The following is a 19,437-nucleotide window of genomic DNA, read 5'->3' on the forward strand; positions in this document are numbered from 1 at the left end:
TCCGGACGCGTCCTCCGGGCCTCAGTTAAATCTCTATTTACCCTTCCCCCGCAATATGGTAATATAACCAGCATAAGCAGCTATAAATGTTCAAATTTACCAACAGGAAGTGAAAATCATGACAAAAACAAATGTAATGCGACTTCTCGACGCTGCCGGAATCGAATACATTCCGGGCGAGTATGAGGTTGACGAGAACAATTTATCCGGCAGCCATGCAGCCGATATGATGGGAGTGGAACATGACAGCATGTATAAGACTCTTGTACTGAAAGGAGAGAAGAAGGGGTATCTGGTCTGCTGTATTCCGGTGGATGAGGAACTGGATTTGAAAAAGGTGGCAAAGGCAGCCGGAGATAAAAAAGTTGAGATGATCCACATGAAAGATCTTCTGCCGTTGACCGGATATATCCGGGGCGGCTGTTCCCCGGTAGGGATGAAGAAGAGATTCCCTACTTATATAGAAGAAACAGCGATACTTTATGACCGTATCACGGTCAGCGCCGGCCAGCGCGGTGTCCAGATATCGGTAGAGCCGGATAAGCTGGCCGGTTATCTGGAGGCGGAATTTGCCCCTCTCATATAAAGAAAAAGCAGAAAGCATGGAAATAAATGTGAAAATCCTCGTGAAAGTTCATACTGTCTGAACTGTTTTAAATCCTTTCCGAACGAGTGAAAAAAACAGTAATACAGTTGACATAAAAAACAGGCGTCATAAAACGACACGATTTTCTTATGGAAGAATTTGCTATATATGTAATAGACTATGAAAAAAGCTTTTGCCAAAATATATAAAAATTATGGTAAAAAACGGTTGATTTGTTGTAGGGTTTTAACATAAGTGTTAAGGAAAAATTAAGCGTATCTGTGAGATGTCACAAAAATGTTAAAAAGTTATTGACAGTTTTTACGAAACTCCCATATAATTACCACCGTCACTTGAAACAGGCAGTGGGACAGGCATCCCCTTGAACACTGCAAAACAAAAAAAAGAGTTGAAAAGAAAGAGGAGAGTGTATGCCGAACATTTACTCATTTCTTCAGACTGCTTACCATTTTGTCAAATCGTTGGTTGTTAGTGTGACAAAAAAAATGTACCGTACAGCCGCAGTGCTGTTTACGGGACTGACAGTTGTGACGGTGGTATCTTTTAATTCCAGCAGTTTTGCAGGCGCAGGTAAAACCGCGGCCGCAGCTTATCACGAGAACAATGATGAGGAAGAAAAACTGCCGGACATGATGCAGTCGGAGGAAGAAAGTACAAGCTTTGGAACTGACATGGAAGTTCTGCTTACCGCTTCAAAAGAACAGGGGCAGCGGCTTATAGGAAGTCTGCTGGAAAAAAACATACAGGATGAACTTGCGAAATCTGCACTGGAGATCGAGGCAATCGAGAGAGAGGTCCTGATGCAGACACAGCAGGCTGCGGAAGAAGCAGCGGTGAAAGAACGCGAGGAGCGCGCGCGCCTGAAGAAAGAACAGGCTGTAATCAAATATTCGGAAGGAGATTACAGGGTCCTGCAGAGAATTGTTCAGGCCGAGGCGGGAATCTGTGATGAGAAGGGTAAAATCCTGGTGGCTAATGTCATCATAAACCGTGTAAAGAGCAAGGAATTTCCAAATAACATTACGGACGTGGTGTATGAGAGATCCCAGTTTTCGCCGGTAATTGACGGAAGCATAAATACCTGCAGAGTCACCCAGCAGACGATAGACTGCGTGGATCGGGCGCTGGCAGGGGAAGATTACTCCCAGGGAGCATTGTACTTTATGAACCGGGGCGGATCGGAGTCATCCAATATTAAATGGTTTGACGGACGGCTGTCCTTTGTGATGCAGCATGGAAGGCATGAATTTTTTAAATAAAGAGTTCTAATAAAAGTTCAATTAACGAAAGAGGCGCAGGATCGGATCCGAGAGATACGGTCGCTGTGCCTTTTTCATTTAACAGGGTACTGTGTTCGGTTATGGCTGTTTTGCGGTAAAAAGAGAACAGGAATGCCGGTTACCGGTTGTACACAATGACGGTGCCTGCCTTTCCCCGGTATACAATGTATACAAAACGGATTGTTGAAACCGGTCCGCTTTACTAAAAAATTTATAATACCTTTCATAATAATTTTATGATGCCAGGGATTGACTTTTGTTTAACAAAGTGAGATAATTGATACAAATTTGAGGTGCAGTATAAAGGAGGACTAATATGTCAACAAAAGCGTACTACCCAATTAGTGAAATCGGTGCTGGAAAGCCAGGTTTTTCTAAGACAAGATCCATTATTGAGGCTGCTTTCTACGGAAACAATGTGGTGAAAGTAAACACCTTAAAGGAAGCATATGAATTAGCTAAGAATTCTCCGGGAACGGTTGTAACGGACATGCCTGTATACAGAGGAGAAGAGTTTGGCCTGGAGAAGGATGCAAAGGTTCTGTTATTTAATGACGGAGCCATTACAGGACGCTATGCAACAGCACGCCGTATTGCAGGAGAGCCAGGTGTAGATTGTGCGGCACTCGATCTCGTTGCGATGGACGCTATTTACGAATCACGCTGGAAAACTATGTATCACGCAGAGGTGTTTGTGGGACTGGACCCTGAGTTTATGGTAAAAGCCCATCTGCTGATTCCGGAAGGCGAAGAAAATATCATGTATAACTGGATGCTGAACTTCCAGTACATGTCGGATGAATATGTAAAGATGTACAAGAATTCCAAACCGGTAGGCGACGGAAAAGAAGCAGATATCTATATCTTCTCCGATCCGCAGTGGAACGGTTCCGATCGTCCGAATGTTTCCCTGGACTGCCTGTCCGATCCGCAGAAGAAGACTCTGTGCTACTTCAATACGGAGACAAACTGCGCCTGCATCCTTGGCATGAGATATTTTGGCGAGCATAAGAAGGGAACCCTGACCATGGCATGGGCAATTGCAAACCGTAACGGCTATGCATCCTGTCACGGAGGACAGAAAGAATACACACTGGCAGACGGCAGCAAATATGTTGCTTCTGTTTACGGTCTGTCCGGTTCCGGTAAATCCACGCTTACCCATGCAAAACACGGCGGTAAGTATGAGATCAAGGTTCTTCATGATGATGCTTTCGTTATCAATACAGACACATGTGCTTCCGTTGCTCTCGAGCCGACCTATTTTGATAAGACGGCCGATTATCCAACGGGATGCGAGGATAATAAATATCTGCTGACAGCGCAGAACTGTTCCGCCACTTTAGATGAGGACGGTAAGATTCAGCTTGTTACGGAAGACATCCGTAACGGCAACGGACGTGCCATCAAATCTAAACTTTGGTCCCCGAACCGTGTGGACAGAGTTGACTCTCCGGTTAATGCGATCTTCTGGATTATGAAGGATCCTACGATTCCTCCGGTAGTTAAACTTAAAGGCGCTTCCCTGGCTTCCGTCATGGGCGCTACGCTGGCTACCAAACGGTCTTCCGCAGAGCGTCTGGCTCCAGGAGCAGATCCGAACAAACTGGTCGTTGTTCCGTATGCTAATCCATTCCGCACCTATCCGCTGTCGAACGACTATGATAAGTTCAAGAAGCTGGTAGAAGAGAAGAATGTTGACTGCTATATTGTAAATACCGGTGATTTCATGGGCAAAAAGGTAAAACCGTCCGATACACTCGGAATTCTGGAGGCGATTGTTGAAAAACGGGCAGCGTTCCACAAGTGGGGTCCATTCTCCGATATCGAGATTTTAGATTGGGAAGGCTTTATCCCGAACATGGAAGATCACGATTACGTAAGCCAGCTTAAGGCGCGTATGAACGACCGGTTAAATGAGATTAAAGAGTTTGCCGTAGCAAAAGAGGGCTATGATAAACTTCCTGATGACGCAATGGCTGCAATTCAGAAAGTGGTTGACGAATTAGGCTAAGAGGATAACGGGAATATGGAAAGACGGTATGGCAGCGGCTGTACCGCCTTTCTTTCTTTGATGGCGGTGACCTGTGCGCGGAGCGTGCAGGCAATCGTTAAATATCATATTCAATATACGAGAAAGATAGGAGAGAAGTGTGGAAAAAATCATACTGTTTGACCTGGACGGTACATTGACCGATCCGAAAGAAGGAATTACAAAATCGGTGCAGCATGCCCTCAGAGCCTATGGAATTGAAGTAGAGGAGCTGGATAAGCTGTGTCCGTTTATCGGGCCGCCTCTTACGGACAGCTTTATCGAGTTTTATGGTTTTACTGAAAAGGATGCAAGGGAAGCCATTCCGGTATTTCATGAGTACTTCGTAAAACAGGGGATGTTTGAGAATAAAGTATATCCGGGCATAAAGGAAATGCTTAACCGGCTGAGGGAAGCCGGATATACGCTGGCTGTTGCCACATCAAAGCCGGAAGTGTTTGCAGAGCAGATTCTTAAGCATTTTGGCCTTCTTTCCTGTTTTAAGCTGGTGGGCGGAGCCGATATGGAGGAAACCAGAGTGAGAAAAGGCGATGTGATAGAGTACACCCTGAACCGCCTCAAAGCGGATCCGGAAGAAAATCCAGTCATTATGGTGGGCGACAGGAGACATGATGTGGAAGGAGCAGCAAAACACGGAATAAGCTGTGTCGGTGTGCTTTACGGATATGGTTCGCAGGAGGAACTTACAAAGGCGGGGGCCGGATATCTGGCGGCGGACGTTAAGGAACTGGAACAGCTTTTACTGTCCGGTATTTGGGAGCAGAACAGATAGAAAAAAGCCATGCGGGCTCGTCTTACCGCATGGCTTTTCCGTTGAAGGCATCATTATATCTTTTTATTTTTCCTTGTTTTCAAGATAAGGAGGGCTGGGGATATCGTGATTCTCCTTGTTCAGCTCGTCATTCTTTCCTTTAATCAGGTAGATGCCGGCGATAATGATGACAACGGCGACCACTCCCTGGGGAATCGTGTTGGTGATAAAACGAATCAGTTCAGCCGCTTCGTCGGTCAGATACAGGGCCGGAATGATATACCAGAATAACATCCGCGAAAACAGCTTCCACAAAACACTGATTCCAAAAAAGATGAGACAGCCGGCTATCAGCTTATAATGCTTTTTAACGGTATCCTGATTGGATGAAATATCACTGAAGTGGATCAGGTAATCGTCCTCAAGGCTATAAAATTCTTCGTCACTTAATGAATTTAAATTATTGGTATGAAAAAAGCTGTAAAACCATACAATCGGGGATAGGAAGGTCAGGAAACTCAACTGAAGAAACCCCGATATTCCGAGCAATACTGCAAAGGCGGCCATGAGGCTGATCCCCTGTTTGAAAAATCCAAGATACATTTCTCCGGCGCCGGGAATCAGGGACCAGCAGAATGTTAGTAATTTACCTTTCTTTTTTGTCATTCTTGAATACCTCCATATTGATATTGGACAGCCTTCCAAGCTGTTCCGTTAAATAATTTACCGTTTCGTAATAGTCCCATTGCTGTTCCGACCGGAATTTACTCTGTCTGGCCGCTGCATCCTGTCTGGCTGAAATTTCCCTGGAAACGCCGGGGAGAATCGTCAGCATGGTCAGCGCGCATAGTACGGCGGCTCCCACCTTCAGGCTGAAATAGAAAAGCTGAAGCCGTTTTGAAAGATGATTGGAGCCGGCGACAATCTGAACATCCAGGTCCCTGCTTCGCTCCATTATGGAGGATTTCAGGTGCGCAGGAGCCGTAATCAGTTCCTGATTCTCAATATAATCTGCAAATTGTTCACAGCAGTACGGACAGGCTGCCAGATGGCTGTACTCTTCCGGACTGAGTCCCGTCTTAAAATATTCCGGATTAATGTGTTGCTGTTTTTCCATATGCAGGTTCCTCCTTTCCATAGAGCTTTTTCAGCATTCCCTTTGCCCTGTATATCTGGGTCTGCAGTGTTTTTATGTTCTTTCCTGTTTTTTTAACAATTTCACCGATTTCCATCTCGTGATAATAGTAGTCAAGGGCCACCTCCCGGTAAGGAGGTTTGAGGGCAAGACAGCAGTCGTAAAGCTTCTGTCGTACCTCCTTTTCCAGGTATTTCTCTTCAACCGATTCAGGCGCAGCGATGGCGGAAAAATAGACGTCTTCAGTGGGAACTGATTTTCTGCCTGCCCGTTTCAGGTAATCGAGACTTTTGTTGGTGGCGATTTTGCAAAGCCAAGCCCGCTCGTTGCTGCCGTCGAAGTAGGCCATGCTTTTGTAAGCAGATAAAAAAGTATCCTGGGCCAGGTCCTCCGCATCAAAGTAATTGTTGGTGAATTTGTAGCAGATTGAATATATTAAATTCTGATACTGGTTTATCCATTGTTCCAGCTGCTGTTCCGCATTAATAGGACCGCCCCCTTTCTCATCTGTCTCACTTATATAAACGACGCGTCTTATTGAATGACTTCAAAAATATTTATGCGACTGAAATACTTTAAATTGCCAATAATCACAGTAACAGACCTGTTTAAACTGTTACAATATTAACAGACCTGAATGAAAAAAACAAGCCATGCTAGTGACAACAGAAGCAACCTGTTATATACTTGTAAATGTGAAACAAATAAGGCGGCGCTTTCCGGCGCCGTATGCCTGTAAAAGAAAAGAGAGGAAAATAAATGAAACGTGTTTTTTTAATCGTACTTGACAGTGTGGGGATTGGAGAAATGCCTGATGCAGACGAATATGGCGATGCCGGCAGCAATACGATAGCAGCCGCGGCTTCCAGCCCCTCCTTTTCCATGCCGAACATGCAGAAACTTGGCTTTTTTAATATTGACGGGGTGGACTGCCGGGAAGGGAGCGCAGCTCCGGCCGGTGCATTTGCGAGGCTGACAGAACGGTCCAAAGGAAAAGATACAACGATAGGCCACTGGGAGATTGCAGGCCTCGTGTCAGAGCAGCCTCTGCCAACCTTTCCGGACGGTTTTCCGAAAGAGCTGCTGGATGAATTTGAAAAAGAGACGGGAAGAAAGGTTCTCTGCAATAAACCATATTCAGGAACCGAGGTAATTAAGGATTTTGGTGAAGAACACAGGAAGACCGGTGCATTGATTGTTTATACTTCTGCAGACAGTGTATTTCAGATTGCGGCCCATGAAGAGATAGTCCCGATTGAGGAATTATACCGTTATTGTGAGATTGCAAGACGCCTCTGTACCGGAAAGTTTGGCGTGGGCCGAGTAATAGCCCGTCCGTTTGAAGGAGAATATCCCTTCAGCAGAACGTCAAGGCGCCATGACTATTCCCTTGAGCCTCCGAAGTCCACGATGCTGAATTACATCAGCGGAGCGGGAAAGGAAGTTCTGGCAGTCGGCAAAATCAATGATATTTTTGCCGGAAGCGGTGTTACGGATATGGTGCGGACAGTCAGCAATGCAGACGGTATCGATAAGACGCTATCCTGGATGGAGCGGGATTTCAACGGAATCTGCTTTACAAATCTGGTGGACTATGACATGCTTTACGGCCATAGGAATGACGTGGAGGGGTATGCCAAAGCCCTGACCTCTTTCGATGAGCGCCTGCCTCAGATTCTCGCGGCATTAAAGGAGGAGGATATCCTTATGATTACAGCCGATCATGGCTGCGATCCGAGCACACCGTCCACGGATCACTCGAGAGAGTACACACCGCTAGTGATTGCGGGAGCGCCGGTCAAAGCCGGGATAAACCTGGAAACCAGAGCGTCATTTGCCGATATTGCCGCATCCGTGCTGGAATATCTGGAAGTGCCGGGCGAGACGGCAGGAAAGAGCTTTATGAACGAAGTTTTGAAATAATAAATTAGAGTGTGTCTGAAAATTCATTTGGACCAAATTATCCGCCAAGTGTGATGCATATTTGATGGAAAGAAATTTTCAGACACGCTCCGGAGAAACAGGGAGATGATAATATGAATAAAGAAAAAATACTTGCAGCGGTAGACCATACTCTGCTGCATCCGGAATCTACATGGGCACAGATAAAAGAGCTTTGCGACGACGCAATGAAGTACCACACCGCGTCCGTATGCATTCCCCCCTCCTTTGTAAAACGGGCCAAGGAATATGTTGGGGACGGGATGCGTATCTGTACGGTAATCGGGTTTCCGAACGGCTATAATACGGAGGCGGTAAAGGTATTTGAGACCAGGACTGCCGTAGAGGAGGGCGCCGACGAGATCGATATGGTTATCAATATCGGGGATCTGAAGGACGGTAACGAGGCTCAGATTCTCCATGAGATAAAAGCAATTAAGGAGGCCTGCGCCGGTAAGATTCTTAAGGTAATCATTGAGACCTGTCTTCTGACCAGGGAAGAAAAGATTACGATGTGCCGACTTGTGACAGAGGCCGGGGCAGACTATATAAAGACCTCCACTGGTTTTTCCACATCCGGAGCCACTTTCGATGATATCAGCCTCTTTGCGGCCCATGTCGGCAGCGGGGTGAAAATCAAGGCGGCCGGCGGAATCGGTTCCCTGGAGGATGCCAAGCGTTTCATGGAGCTTGGAGCCGACCGTCTGGGAACAAGCCGTGTAGTCAAAATTATCAAAGAACAGTTATAACCGGAGATAAAAAGTTAACGGGCGGAATACCGGGTGCGGCGGACAGGATCAGAACCATGATTTCTGTCCGCTTTTTTCTTGAAATATAAAACACTTGCCATCCTGCCGGTTAAAACGTATCATAATAGTAAATACATTGATCAGGGGAAGAGATAGATGGAAAAAATAGGTACCCGGCAAATTTGCGCCACTTTTATGGGCTGCTTTCTCGGCGCCGGATTTGTCTCGGGACAGGAGCTTTGGCAGTACTTCGGCTGCTTTGGAATACAGGGGATTCTCGGTTTATTTACGGCATGTCTGTTACTGACAGGCCTGGGTCTCATACTGCTTTTGACGGCCGGAATGAGCGGAACGGGAGAGATGGATCGTGTTGTGATTCCGTCGGATATTCCATGGCTGCGTGGGGTGACAGGAGCGGTGCAGATTTCTTTTATGTTTGGGATTTATACGGTTATGGTTTCCGGAGCCGGGACTTTGATTGAGAGCCAGACCGGCAGCCATCTGGCTCGGATACTGGGCAGCGCCGTGTTCTGCGCCATCGTGACGGTAATATCTCTGGGAGGCGTGGAAGCCGTGGTGAAGATCTTCGGCCGCGTTGTTCCGGTGCTGGTGATGCTGACCATTGTCACTGCGCTGATTGTCATCGGTAAAAACGGTATTGCCCGGATTGAGGTAACTGCCGATGCGGCCTCCAATCCTTTGCTGGGAAACTGGGGGATTGCGGCCGCTAATTTTACTTCCTATAATTTTTTCTGCGCCATCGGTGCGCTGGCGCCGCTCGGCCTGGCCAACAGTTCAAGGAAACCGGCCGTTAAAGGCGTACTATCGGGCGGCCTGTTCCTGTTTATTATCGGGCTCTGTCTGGTGCTGGCAATGCATTCCGGGAAGGCGGCGGCAGACACACAACTGCCAATCCTGACTCTTGCCGGGATGGTCCACCCGCTTCTCGCCTGGATTTGCGCGTTGTTTCTGCTCTGTGCAATGCTGGGAGCGGCCATGTCGGTATTCACGCCGGTTCCCAGGTATTTCAGCCGGTTTGAGCGTATCAGGAAGCATAAAACATTATTTTCAGCAGTTTTGGGATTGGCAGCATGGGCAGGAAGCCAACTGGGGTTCGGCAGTCTGATTTCCGTGCTTTATCCGGTGTATGGCTATATTGCTTTTGCCGTGATTGCTATGCTGCTGATCCACTTTGTAAAGAACATTTCAAGGAGGAATATGAATGGAGATGGAAGAAAAGAATGAAACCATTGTGAACCGGCCAAAGGCAGACGCTTCTGTCAGCCAGGGAGTGACAGCCGAAGAGGCAAAGGCCTTAATCAGGGCGGCCCTTGACAAGCTTGCGTCCTCCTATGCACCCTATTCCCATTTTCATGTGGCATCCGCTCTTCTTTGCTCAGATGGCTCTGTCCATACGGGCGTTAATATAGAAAATGCCTCCTATCCGGCCACCAACTGCGCCGAACGGACCGCATTTTTTAAAGCTGTCAGCGAAGGGCACAGGGATTTCAGGGCGATTGCAATATGTGGGGGAAAAAACGGCCGGCCGGCCGGCTACTGCGCACCCTGCGGCATATGCAGGCAGGTAATGAGAGAATTCTGCAGCCTGGACAGCTTCCAGATAATCCTGGCCGCTTCCGAGGAGGACTACAGGATATATTCCCTGGAAGAACTGCTGCCTGTGAGCTTTGGACCTGAAAATCTGTAACAGTTCGGTATAAAGGAGGCTGAGATTATGAGGATGTATGATCTGATTGAAAAAAAGAAAAGAAATGAGAGTCTTGATGAAGCAGAGGTGCGTTTTATGGTTCGGGGATTCACAGAAGGTGCAATCCCGGATTATCAGATGGCGGCCATGCTGATGGCAATCTGCTTTAACGGAATGAATGATACGGAGATGACACAGCTAACGCTTGAGATGGCCCATTCGGGAGACATGGTGGATTTATCACCGATTGAAGGATTTAAGGCCGATAAGCACAGTACAGGAGGAGTTGGAGATAAGACGACACTGGTGGCAGGGCCGGTAGTGGCCTCCCTGGGAGTGAAGGTTGCTAAGATGTCGGGAAGGGGGCTTGGCCATACAGGCGGAACCATTGACAAGCTTGAGGCAATTCCCGGATTCAGGACTGCCATCCCAATCAGCGAATTTTTTGATATTGTAAAAAAGACGGGGATTGCGGTGGTAGGGCAGAGCGGCAACCTCGTTCCGGCGGATAAAAAGATTTACGCGCTGCGCGACGTGACGGCAACGGTTGACAGTATCCCACTGATAGCTTCCTCCATCATGAGCAAAAAGCTGGCGGCAGGAAGCGACGGGATTGTCCTGGATGTCAAAACAGGCAGCGGGGCATTTATGAAAACGCTTGAGGATTCGATTACCCTGGCAGGAAAGATGGTTGCCATCGGTAATGGGGCCGGGCGTTCCTGTACGGCTTTGATCACGGACATGGATGTGCCGCTGGGAGCTGCAATCGGCAATTCTCTGGAGGTCATTGAGGCAGTAGAAACGCTCAGGGGAAATGGGCCGGAGGATTTAAAGGAGGTGAGCCTCAGACTCGCCGCGGAGATGCTGCATACGGCGGGAATGGGGGATGCCGGAAGCTGTTATGGGATGGCGGAGCAGACTTTGAAGGACGGAAGGGCATTTGAGACATTTAAGAGGATGGTGGCGGCTCAGGGCGGAGATCCTTCTTTCATCGAGAATCCCAAACAGTTTTTAAAGGCGCCGTACAGCAGGAAGGTGACGGCTCTGCAGGACGGATATGTCGGCCACATGGATACGGAAGGATGCGGAATCGCCTCGGTTCTTCTTAAGGCCGGCAGGAGCACGAAAGAAGATGTGATAGATAATTCAGCAGGAATCATCCTCCATAAGAAGTACGGCGACTATGTACAGAAAGGGGAACCATTGGCGGAACTTTTTGCCTCAGACGAAACTCTTTTCGAAGCAGCCGGGGCAAAGCTTCTTTCCTCCTATCATTTTACAGAGTCCGCGCCGGAGAAAAAAATGCTGGTATATGCCAGGGTAAGCAGGGATGGAACCAAACGGTTTGATTAAAATAAAAATGGAAAATCCTTGAAAATAGGGAAAAAATCGGCTGCACAAGAAAACCTTAAGAATAGGGCCAGTAAATGGAGCTTGAAAAAGACAAAAAACTGGTGTATAATAACGATATCAAAAAGAGCATTTGTAATTCCTGGAATGCTCGATAACTCTTACTTTTTTTGAACCTACATCGGACATAACGGGATTCCAATATTTTTAAGCGGATGTCAGGCCTCCTATGAGTGGAAGGCAGAAGCTTAAGTGAGGTTGCCCACCTAGCAGAGCTAGGCGTCAATACTGTAAGAGCCGGCATTTTGGGGTTACAAACGATAAGAAGCAGCGAGTTTACTCGCTGCTTTGTTTTTTTACTGAAGACAGAGTATTGCCCGGGTCAATGGAATACGGTATTTATTTGAGAGTATTATTTTGCCGGATTTTGTGGTATGATGAATAAAATACGAAGGGAGAAAGATTAGTATGTATGCTGACGCAAATGTCTGGAGCGTAATAATTTCGATCATTGCCGCGGTAATGGCGGGATATGCATTCTGGAAATCCACCGGTTTTAAAGAAAAGGATTACCGTTGTCTGAATCTTTACGAACAATATGCAGGCAGTATCGGTAAGTGTATCGCAGAGGACACGCCTGAAAACAGAAGGGAATACAAAATTAATTACTGCCGGCTGTATGTATACATAGACCCGCTGCTTAAGGCACAGATGGAGACCATTGATGAGTCTATGGCAAACAATGAATTAGATGATGTCAACAGCGGTTTACAGGAGCTGAGTAAATTATATAACGAGGTGTATAACATTTCCCAGTTCAGCCCAAGGCGGAAAGCACAAAAGGGAAAACCTTTTATCCAGATAAATATTAATAAATAAACGATAACCTGTACGCCCCGCGCACAGGTCACCGTCATCAATCAAAGACAGCGGTCACACACCGGCCCCTGATACGTTTAACAGTTGAGGGGCTATGACCTCCCTGCTCTGGCTTCGGACCCTCAACCGGAGCCTGATCCTTTTGAAATTTCTGTCCGTCTCTGCAATTCTGCATATCTTATGTTTCACTTTCAAACTTCCTACAATCTCCTTGGAATGCCGATGATGCCTGTATTGACGGCAGAGATTGGAAAGACTTCCAGGAATTGGAATAACGCAGCCGTTTTGCGGATATCATTATAGAAGAACACAAAAGAGACAGGCGGTGACATGTGCGCATCGGCGCGCAGCGTGTTATTGAAGCCGGTGATGCGCGGGGCGTACAGGTTATCGTTATGAGCAGCGCGCCGGTGTCCGGCAGGGAGTGAACAGTAACTGATTTAGAATTTGTTAAGAATTCTTCACATGATATTACTTGCCAAATATAGCAGGCTTCCTGTATACTGATGATGAATTATGTTGCGGCCCTGAGTGGGCGCGGCATGTTTTACTGTGGTGAAAAGTTTATTTTTTGCCGCGCCGCGCCGTGAAATTCGGGATTTTCGTGCAGAATGCGCACGAAAAAACCTCGCGGAACACAACCGTGTGAACAATAACGATTGATTCACCGGTTACCGATGCACAGAGACGGCTGTGAATCATAACGCTTGATTACGGATGAGGGAAAAACATGAAAAACAATGAGTTTAAACGTTATATTTATACGGGGCTGACGGCGGTTGCCGTGATAGCGGTCTGCATCGTATTTTGGTACTGCATCCAATATTGGTCCGAGGTGGCCCGGGTAATACACATGATAATCGGGATTGTGGCTCCGATTATCTACGGCGCGGTGCTGGCCTACCTTACTACGCCGATTTATAACAGAGTGACCAAAGCAGTGAAGCTTAAACTGCTGAAGGTATGGAAGGATGAAAAGCATGTGACGGGGCTTGCCAAGGCGGCCGGAACATTCGTCAGCGTATCTTTAGTGCTGGTCATTGTGGCAGGCCTGTTTCAGATGCTGATACCGCAGATGATAGAGAGTTTGATGGGAATCAGGGATTCTTTCCCGACGTATCTGCAGAACCTTTATGCATGGATACAGCAGGTGCTGGCTGACAACCCGGATATAGAGGCGATGGTGCTAAGCAACCTTCAGAACAGTGTTACGATGGCAGAAAGCTGGCTGGAGAAATCATTTACCAATATCGATATGACCAGGCTGGGAGAATTTCTGACCGGCGTCTCAAGCAGTGTGCTGAGTCTTTTAGTGTTTATTAAAAACTGGCTGATTGGACTGATAGTCATGGTTTATCTTCTGAATATCAAGGACACTCTGTCTGCTCAGGGAAAGAAGATTATATACAGCTGCATGAACCTCAAATGGGCCAACAATGTGATTGAAGAACTGCGTTTTGTCAATCAGATGTTCGGCGGCTTTATTATTGGTAAACTGGTGGATTCCCTGATTATCGGAATCATCTGTTTTATCGGAACCTCGCTGATGAAGATGCCTTTTACCCTGTTAATCAGTGTTATAATCGGCGTTACGAATATCATTCCGTTTTTCGGGCCGTTTATCGGGGCGATCCCGACCGGCTTCCTGGTACTTCTCGTCAGCCCGGTTAAATGTATCTATTTTCTTATTTTTATCCTGCTGCTCCAGCAGTTTGACGGCAATATCCTCGGACCGAAGATACTGGGAGACTCCACGGGGCTTTCTAGTTTCTGGGTGCTGTTTTCCATTCTGCTCTTCGGAGGCCTGTTCGGCTTTGTCGGAATGATTATCGCAGTTCCTGCTTTTGCAGTCATTTACGACCTGATTGCCAGGGCAGTGCATTTCTCTCTTAAGAATAAGAAACTGTCTATGGCGACAGAGGATTATAAGGATTTGGATCATATTGACGAAAAAGACGGCAGATTCATTAAATAGTCATTACGATTAAAACGGACATCCGGACGAAGCTGTCTGATAGGGAAAGGATTTTTATGAGATCGAAGAAAATGGTTTACTGGACCTTTCTGATACCGGCAATTGTGGTAGTTCTGATTATCATTATTGTCAAGCTTGATACGGCAGATAATTATATTTCCCGCGCCATGGCCTCGAAAGCCATGGCGCTCGCGCTGACAGACAAGGAGGTGTGCCAGGCATCCCAGAATGAGAATGGCTCCCGTCTTCCTGCAAAGCTGAAAGAGGAATGGTCGGCCAAATATATCGACTATCTGTTTGAACAGGGGCTGATTGAGGAGGAGACGGTTGTGGATGAGGACTATGCATCCTCCCCCCTGACTTACGGGGAGGCGGCATTTGCTGCCGAACAAGTTTCCAAGGGCCTTTCTCAGGCGCTTAATATCTCAAAAAAGAAATATAATAAACCGATGCCCAAAGAAGAATGGTGGCTCTTTTACCCATCCTTTTTAAAGGCCACGGACACACAGCAGGCGGTACAGGAGGTAAAGCTTCTGCTTTACGGTACGCCGGACAATGTGAAGGAAGCCGCTCCCTGGACTGCGTATACCAGCGAAGGGATAATGGGATTTGAGGGTCTTTCCATGGATTCCTATATTGACCACGAGATCAAGGTACTGATCAGGAACGGCGAGATGATACACCTGTCCGCTGTGGTCTCCGACGAGGTGGTTTACAGGAATGTATGGCTGGCGCCCGGAGAACATAAAAAAATGAATCTCTACATAGGTACGATTATCCGGGAATTTCCATCTGCAAAAGAGGTGGAGGAGGAAGAGGGCGGAGTGCTGGCGGATGTCTCCCTGAGCAAGGGAAAGATTAAAAAGCTGTCCCTGAAAAAAGATACGATCGAGGGAAAGGTTCTTGCAGTCCGGGACGATTCCATTGAGATCGAGGGATACGGAGAGGTGCGGCTGGACAAAGACTTCAAGGTTTATAAGACATACGGAGTCGTGAAAGAGCAGAAGAAAAAAGATATCCTGGTAGGCTACAACCTGGAAAAATTTGTAGTGGCGGATAAAAAGATATGTGCTGCCCTTCTGGTTAAAAGTTTTTCTGCCAAAAATATCAGGGTGTTGGTTATGGACACCGGGTTTTCTTCTATTTTCCATGATAAAATTATATTGAAAGCCGACACGCCTCTGCATCTTGAGTATGGAGATTCATCGGAAGTGATTGAAGCCGGTTCGGAGCTGGTTATCAAAAAGGACGATGAGCGTCTGTTAAAGGGAAGGCTTACGGTGGAGCCCGAGGATCGGCAAAAGGGTATTAAAGTGGCCAGCGTCAGCAGACAGCAGGGTACTCCGGAGTATTTCGGCTGCTTTGAGATTAGCAAGGAGTCGGAAGGGCTCCTGCTCGTCAATGAGGTAGATATAGAAGATTATCTGACCAGGGTAGTTCCAAGTGAGATGCCGTCCTCCTACGAAGTGGAGGCTTTAAAAGCCCAGGCAGTCTGCGCCAGAACCTATGCCTACCGGCAGATTCAGGCTAATGCCTACAGTCAGTACGGAGCCCATGTCGATGACAGTACAAATTATCAGGTGTATAACAATATCGATTCAAATGAGAGAACAAATCTTGCAATTAAAGAGACAGACGGAGAGATGGTTTTCTATGGCGATACACCTGCGGAAACGTATTATTTTTCAACCTCCTGCGGCTATACCACCGACGGCACGATCTGGGGAGCGGACCTTAAGGATGTTCCTTATCTGCAGGGAATTGCCCTGACGGAAGACAAGAAAATGGAGGACATGACAAAGAATGAAGTATTTGTCCCGTTTATCCAGGGGCAGGGGATGAAGAATTACGACTCCGGTTATTCCATGTACCGCTGGTCCACGACAATTACAAATAAGAAGCTTGCCGAGAAGATAGATGATATCGGTACGATTCAGGCGCTTTTTGTAACTGAACGGGGAACAGGAGGCATTGCCAAGACGGTGAAGGTCATTGGAAGCGAAGGGGAAAAAGTCCTGAAGGGACAGACACAGATCCGAAATATGCTGGGTGCCTCCGATCTGGTCTATAAGAAAAATGACGGATCCACGATGACGGACTGGGCTTCCCTGCCAAGCGCCTTTATAGCTGTGGATGAGACGGCCAGGGACGAGGAAAAAGGAACGCGTACCTTTACCATATGGGGCGGAGGTTATGGCCACGGAGTCGGAATGAGCCAGAACGGAGCCCAGCAGATGGCTAAGGAAGGCAAGACGTATAAAGAGATTCTCAACTTCTTTTACAGCGATGTGGATGTGAGGGAACTGACGGAGTGACGGCCAGGCACAATCAGGCAGTGTGGCTGCTAAAACGGCCAGGCAAAGAGGGAGGGGATGCCGCAAAATCATCGTTTTGATGATTTTGCGGCATCCCCTCCCTCTTTGCCCGGCCGTTTTACGGCTGCTTCCATCTGCCCGCTTCGTTCTTAAAGATATTCAGAGGCAGTTCCATGCGCACTGTTTTCATCGGGTTAACGGTCTGACATACGGCAAGATCGCCGCAGAGACTTAATAGGATGGATGTGTCCTCATGGGATAAGCCTGTTTTGGAAGAAATGAATGCCTCCATCCGCGCGGTGGCAAGTTTCCAGGCAGACTCCACGGTTTTTGCAGCCGCAATAATGATAAGACGATCGTCCGCTATGGCAGCGGGCCATGGGAATGGAGCATCTTTCAGGACGGTAACGCGCACCGTTACCATTCCCTCAATTTCCAGTCCGCAGCCACAGACCTCTCCGTCGCCCATGACGGCGTGGAGATCTCCCATGGACAGAAGAGCGCCTGGTACATAAACAGGAAGATATAGGGTGGTTCCCGCCTTAATCTGGGTACAGTCCATATTCCCGCCATGATCCATCGGGGTCATTGTGGAAACCGCACCTTCTTTCGGAGCGGTTCCGATCACTCCGATCATGGGTCTGACCGGGATCTGCACCGCACTGTCAAACTCAGCCATTCCGTCCTTGACGGTGAGCCGACGGAACTGTTCTTCTTTCAGGATCCCATTGTCCCAGCTGCTGCCGGGAAACGTGCCGCAGACGCCGACAGGACCGGTTGTGATATCGAGAATCTCAATTTTCAGAGTATCACCCGGGAGAGCTTCCTCTACGCAGAGAGGGCCGGTCGCCGCATTGGCTTTGGAGGAATCGATCTTTGTGATATCGGCTCCTTCGGGAAGAAGCTGGTTGTAAAAACAGTCATACGTTTCAAAACGGACCGTACTTCCGGAGGGAACGGTTTGCACCGGCTTGTGGCTTCCGGAAAAAGTGAAATGAACGTGTTCTTTGGTAATTGTAACCATGGCAGGTACCCCCTTATTTAAACCGGCTGCTGTAAATGCAGGCCATTATTGTTGTTCCCGGTAAAGATAAAGCGGAAGTCCGTTTTCCATTTTCCGCTCGGCCTCCCCTTTTATCAGCGGTAAAACATAGGAGAGGAACTCAGGGCCGATATCGGTGCCGCCCTTAGTAATCCACTCGGCCGGAAACGTTTTTTCTTTATTACAAATCTCATTGACATCGGCCAGGAAGCACTCCATCAAGTATGGCTCTTCACAGGCGCGTTTAAAGGCGACCATCATACCGTTCACGCCGTCCAGGGCACTTCGGACGCCGAAGGCTCCCGCTTCTTCGGCCTCTTTCATATCCTGCCCGGAGACGATCATACCGGAACAGCGCTGGCTTACATTCAGCTCAACGGAACGTACCTTGACACCAAACTGGTTCCGTATATAATTTTCGAGTATTTCCCCGCAGCCGGTCAGCATCTTGTGGCCGAAGGTGTCAAGCTGGGCCTCATTGGAGTATTCACATATGAAATGCCCGGCTGAATCTGCAATGCCCTCCGATACGCAGACGACAACGGTCTGGCTTTTCTCGAATGCATTTTTGAGATCAGCAGAGAACTGTTCAAATTCAAAAGGCGATTCCGGAAGATAGATGAGAAGCGGATTATCTTCCCCGTGTTTTCTTGCCAGGACACTGGAGGCGGTGAGCCATCCCGCATGACGTCCCATCAGTTCCACGATTGTGACGGATTTCTGCTGGTATACCGAGGCGTCCAGCGTGATTTCGCGGACAGTGGAAGCCACATATTTGGCTGCGCTTCCAAAGCCTGGGGTGTGATCGGTCCCGACCAGGTCATTGTCTATGGTCTTGGGAATTCCGATAAAACGGATATCGCTTCCGATTCCATTCGCGTAACGCGATAATTTACTTACCGTATCCATGGAATCATTGCCGCCTATGTAGAAGAAATAGCCGATATTCAGCTCTTCAAATTTGTTAAAGAGGGTAGGGTAGAACTCGGAGGAAAGAGTTTCGGGAAGCTTAAAGCGGCAGGAGCCGAGAAAAGCAGCCGGAGTCATTTTGAGAAGCTCCAGTTCCTCCTCGCTCAGCCCGGATGAGAGATCCATATATTTACCGGCCAGAAATCCTTCGATCCCATTAATCATGCCGTAAACAGTGCCGATTTGCTCAGGGTGGCATTTCCCTTCTCTGATTACACCGCAGAGGCTGGCATTGATAACGGCGGTGGGACCGCCTGACTGGCCAACGATTATATTCTTTTTCATAATGTACTGTCTCCTTTTTCTCAGGGGTATGATATCTTTATTCTATAATAGTAAGAGGAAGATTTCAACCGGATAATGGAGATTTAACTGAGGCCCGGAGGACGCGTCCGGAACGGACCATGTCGGTGTGGTGAGGGCTGGCTGAGTCTTCCGTCCCCGTGGGAGGGTGGTTGTGGAGGGGGAATTCGGCCGGAATGAATTGCTGCGGGGACCGTTTGCACTCTTTGGAGTGCGCAGCAGTGCTAAAAGCTCGAAAAGACCCTCGCTAAGCCGGCGGACTCCCATGTCCCCTCCGCAATTGATTCCGCCTACTTCCCCGGGTCAGGTTTTCGCAGGGACGGAAGACTCAGGCGAAGGTTTTCGAGACACCGGACATGGTCCGTTCCGGACGCTGATTG

The 19,437-nt window shown here is 47.9% G+C and carries 18 protein-coding genes and 1 other RNA gene; 14 read left to right on the forward strand and 5 right to left on the reverse strand.

The annotated features are described in order from the left end of the window. Nucleotides 1-118: 118 nt before the first annotated feature. The 4 genes from ybaK to CLOSYM_RS12625 all read left to right on the forward strand — a co-directional run bounded on the left by ybaK (nt 119) and on the right by CLOSYM_RS12625 (nt 4,712). Nucleotides 119-586, forward strand: coding sequence for a Cys-tRNA(Pro) deacylase (ybaK, locus tag CLOSYM_RS12610; RefSeq protein WP_003503395.1), 468 nt, complete (start codon nt 119-121; stop codon nt 584-586). A 431-nt stretch (nt 587-1,017) separates the two neighbouring features. Continuing rightward, complete coding sequence (locus CLOSYM_RS12615) at nt 1,018-1,866, forward strand: cell wall hydrolase (RefSeq protein WP_003503397.1); 849 nt, start codon at nt 1,018-1,020, stop codon at nt 1,864-1,866. Nucleotides 1,867-2,203: 337 nt separating this feature from the next. Continuing rightward, complete coding sequence (locus CLOSYM_RS12620; RefSeq protein ID WP_003503399.1) at nt 2,204-3,901, forward strand: phosphoenolpyruvate carboxykinase (ATP); 1,698 nt, start codon at nt 2,204-2,206, stop codon at nt 3,899-3,901. Between the two features lie 139 nt (nt 3,902-4,040). Further along, nucleotides 4,041-4,712 (forward strand): HAD family hydrolase, encoded by a 672-nt coding sequence (locus CLOSYM_RS12625; protein WP_021642405.1) that lies wholly within the window; start codon nt 4,041-4,043, stop codon nt 4,710-4,712. Between the two features lie 63 nt (nt 4,713-4,775). Here the strand turns inward: CLOSYM_RS12625 and CLOSYM_RS12630 are convergent, their stop codons facing one another. Genes CLOSYM_RS12630 through CLOSYM_RS12640 form a run of 3 tightly spaced genes read right to left on the reverse strand, consistent with a single transcriptional unit; the run spans nt 4,776 to nt 6,364 of the window. Continuing rightward, nucleotides 4,776-5,357: a hypothetical protein gene (locus CLOSYM_RS12630; RefSeq protein WP_003503401.1), complete on the reverse strand. Its 582-nt coding sequence runs from the start codon at nt 5,355-5,357 to the stop codon at nt 4,776-4,778. Next, nucleotides 5,338-5,808, reverse strand: coding sequence for a hypothetical protein (locus tag CLOSYM_RS12635; RefSeq protein ID WP_021642406.1), 471 nt, complete (start codon nt 5,806-5,808; stop codon nt 5,338-5,340). Before CLOSYM_RS12635 ends, CLOSYM_RS12630 begins: the two co-directional genes overlap by 20 nt. Then, on the reverse strand, nt 5,786-6,364 hold the full coding sequence (locus tag CLOSYM_RS12640) for an RNA polymerase sigma factor (protein ID WP_330362905.1): 579 nt from the start codon (nt 6,362-6,364) through the stop codon (nt 5,786-5,788). Before CLOSYM_RS12640 ends, CLOSYM_RS12635 begins: the two co-directional genes overlap by 23 nt. Nucleotides 6,365-6,585: 221 nt before the next feature. Between CLOSYM_RS12640 and CLOSYM_RS12645 the strand changes: the two genes are divergently transcribed. The 10 genes from CLOSYM_RS12645 to CLOSYM_RS12680 all read left to right on the forward strand — a co-directional run bounded on the left by CLOSYM_RS12645 (nt 6,586) and on the right by CLOSYM_RS12680 (nt 16,743). After that, nucleotides 6,586-7,749 (forward strand): phosphopentomutase, encoded by a 1,164-nt coding sequence (locus CLOSYM_RS12645; RefSeq protein ID WP_021642408.1) that lies wholly within the window; start codon nt 6,586-6,588, stop codon nt 7,747-7,749. 25 nt (nt 7,750-7,774) lie between these two features. Next, the gene (locus CLOSYM_RS24270; protein WP_350337139.1) at nt 7,775-7,858 is read left to right on the forward strand and encodes a DUF6783 domain-containing protein; all 84 of its coding nucleotides are present in this window, start codon (nt 7,775-7,777) and stop codon (nt 7,856-7,858) included. Between the two features lie 4 nt (nt 7,859-7,862). Continuing rightward, nucleotides 7,863-8,516, forward strand: a complete 654-nt coding sequence (deoC, locus tag CLOSYM_RS12650) for a deoxyribose-phosphate aldolase (protein WP_003507460.1) — start codon at nt 7,863-7,865, stop codon at nt 8,514-8,516. Nucleotides 8,517-8,672: 156 nt separating this feature from the next. Next, a complete protein-coding gene (locus CLOSYM_RS12655; protein ID WP_021642409.1) occupies nt 8,673-9,761 on the forward strand; it encodes a YkvI family membrane protein in 1,089 nt (362 codons plus the stop codon). Next, nucleotides 9,739-10,224, forward strand: a complete 486-nt coding sequence (cdd, locus tag CLOSYM_RS12660) for a cytidine deaminase (protein ID WP_003503415.1) — start codon at nt 9,739-9,741, stop codon at nt 10,222-10,224. Before CLOSYM_RS12655 ends, cdd begins: the two co-directional genes overlap by 23 nt. A gap of 27 nt (nt 10,225-10,251) precedes the next feature. After that, the gene (locus tag CLOSYM_RS12665) at nt 10,252-11,577 is read left to right on the forward strand and encodes a thymidine phosphorylase (RefSeq protein ID WP_003503416.1); all 1,326 of its coding nucleotides are present in this window, start codon (nt 10,252-10,254) and stop codon (nt 11,575-11,577) included. Between the two features lie 133 nt (nt 11,578-11,710). Then, nucleotides 11,711-11,890: non-coding RNA, 6S RNA (gene ssrS / locus CLOSYM_RS22480), on the forward strand. Between the two features lie 152 nt (nt 11,891-12,042). Next, on the forward strand, nt 12,043-12,453 hold the full coding sequence (locus CLOSYM_RS12670; RefSeq protein ID WP_003507454.1) for a hypothetical protein: 411 nt from the start codon (nt 12,043-12,045) through the stop codon (nt 12,451-12,453). A 730-nt stretch (nt 12,454-13,183) separates the two neighbouring features. After that, nucleotides 13,184-14,428, forward strand: a complete 1,245-nt coding sequence (locus tag CLOSYM_RS12675; protein WP_003503419.1) for an AI-2E family transporter — start codon at nt 13,184-13,186, stop codon at nt 14,426-14,428. A gap of 56 nt (nt 14,429-14,484) precedes the next feature. After that, a complete protein-coding gene (locus tag CLOSYM_RS12680) occupies nt 14,485-16,743 on the forward strand; it encodes a SpoIID/LytB domain-containing protein (RefSeq protein ID WP_021642414.1) in 2,259 nt (752 codons plus the stop codon). Between the two features lie 118 nt (nt 16,744-16,861). Here the strand turns inward: CLOSYM_RS12680 and CLOSYM_RS12685 are convergent, their stop codons facing one another. Continuing rightward, complete coding sequence (locus tag CLOSYM_RS12685; protein WP_003507452.1) at nt 16,862-17,767, reverse strand: acetamidase/formamidase family protein; 906 nt, start codon at nt 17,765-17,767, stop codon at nt 16,862-16,864. A gap of 45 nt (nt 17,768-17,812) precedes the next feature. Beyond that, entirely contained in the window at nt 17,813-19,039 is a 1,227-nt protein-coding gene (locus tag CLOSYM_RS12690) for a 6-phosphofructokinase (RefSeq protein WP_021642415.1), read from the reverse strand. Nucleotides 19,040-19,437 lie beyond the last annotated feature (398 nt).

This window comes from [Clostridium] symbiosum ATCC 14940, assembly GCF_000466485.1.
Taxonomy (GTDB): domain Bacteria; phylum Bacillota; class Clostridia; order Lachnospirales; family Lachnospiraceae; genus Otoolea; species Otoolea symbiosa.

Coding starts and splice junctions, on each gene's coding strand:
- ybaK (WP_003503395.1), top strand. CDS start 119: ATGACAAAAACAAATGTAATGCGACTTCTCGACGCTGCCGGAATCGAA.
- CLOSYM_RS12615 (WP_003503397.1), top strand. CDS start 1,018: ATGCCGAACATTTACTCATTTCTTCAGACTGCTTACCATTTTGTCAAA.
- CLOSYM_RS12620 (WP_003503399.1), top strand. CDS start 2,204: ATGTCAACAAAAGCGTACTACCCAATTAGTGAAATCGGTGCTGGAAAG.
- CLOSYM_RS12630 (WP_003503401.1), bottom strand. CDS start 5,357: ATGACAAAAAAGAAAGGTAAATTACTAACATTCTGCTGGTCCCTGATT.
- CLOSYM_RS12635 (WP_021642406.1), bottom strand. CDS start 5,808: ATGGAAAAACAGCAACACATTAATCCGGAATATTTTAAGACGGGACTC.
- CLOSYM_RS12645 (WP_021642408.1), top strand. CDS start 6,586: ATGAAACGTGTTTTTTTAATCGTACTTGACAGTGTGGGGATTGGAGAA.
- deoC (WP_003507460.1), top strand. CDS start 7,863: ATGAATAAAGAAAAAATACTTGCAGCGGTAGACCATACTCTGCTGCAT.
- CLOSYM_RS12655 (WP_021642409.1), top strand. CDS start 8,673: ATGGAAAAAATAGGTACCCGGCAAATTTGCGCCACTTTTATGGGCTGC.
- cdd (WP_003503415.1), top strand. CDS start 9,739: ATGGAGATGGAAGAAAAGAATGAAACCATTGTGAACCGGCCAAAGGCA.
- CLOSYM_RS12665 (WP_003503416.1), top strand. CDS start 10,252: ATGAGGATGTATGATCTGATTGAAAAAAAGAAAAGAAATGAGAGTCTT.
- CLOSYM_RS12670 (WP_003507454.1), top strand. CDS start 12,043: ATGTATGCTGACGCAAATGTCTGGAGCGTAATAATTTCGATCATTGCC.
- CLOSYM_RS12675 (WP_003503419.1), top strand. CDS start 13,184: ATGAAAAACAATGAGTTTAAACGTTATATTTATACGGGGCTGACGGCG.
- CLOSYM_RS12680 (WP_021642414.1), top strand. CDS start 14,485: ATGAGATCGAAGAAAATGGTTTACTGGACCTTTCTGATACCGGCAATT.
- CLOSYM_RS12685 (WP_003507452.1), bottom strand. CDS start 17,767: ATGGTTACAATTACCAAAGAACACGTTCATTTCACTTTTTCCGGAAGC.
- CLOSYM_RS12690 (WP_021642415.1), bottom strand. CDS start 19,039: ATGAAAAAGAATATAATCGTTGGCCAGTCAGGCGGTCCCACCGCCGTT.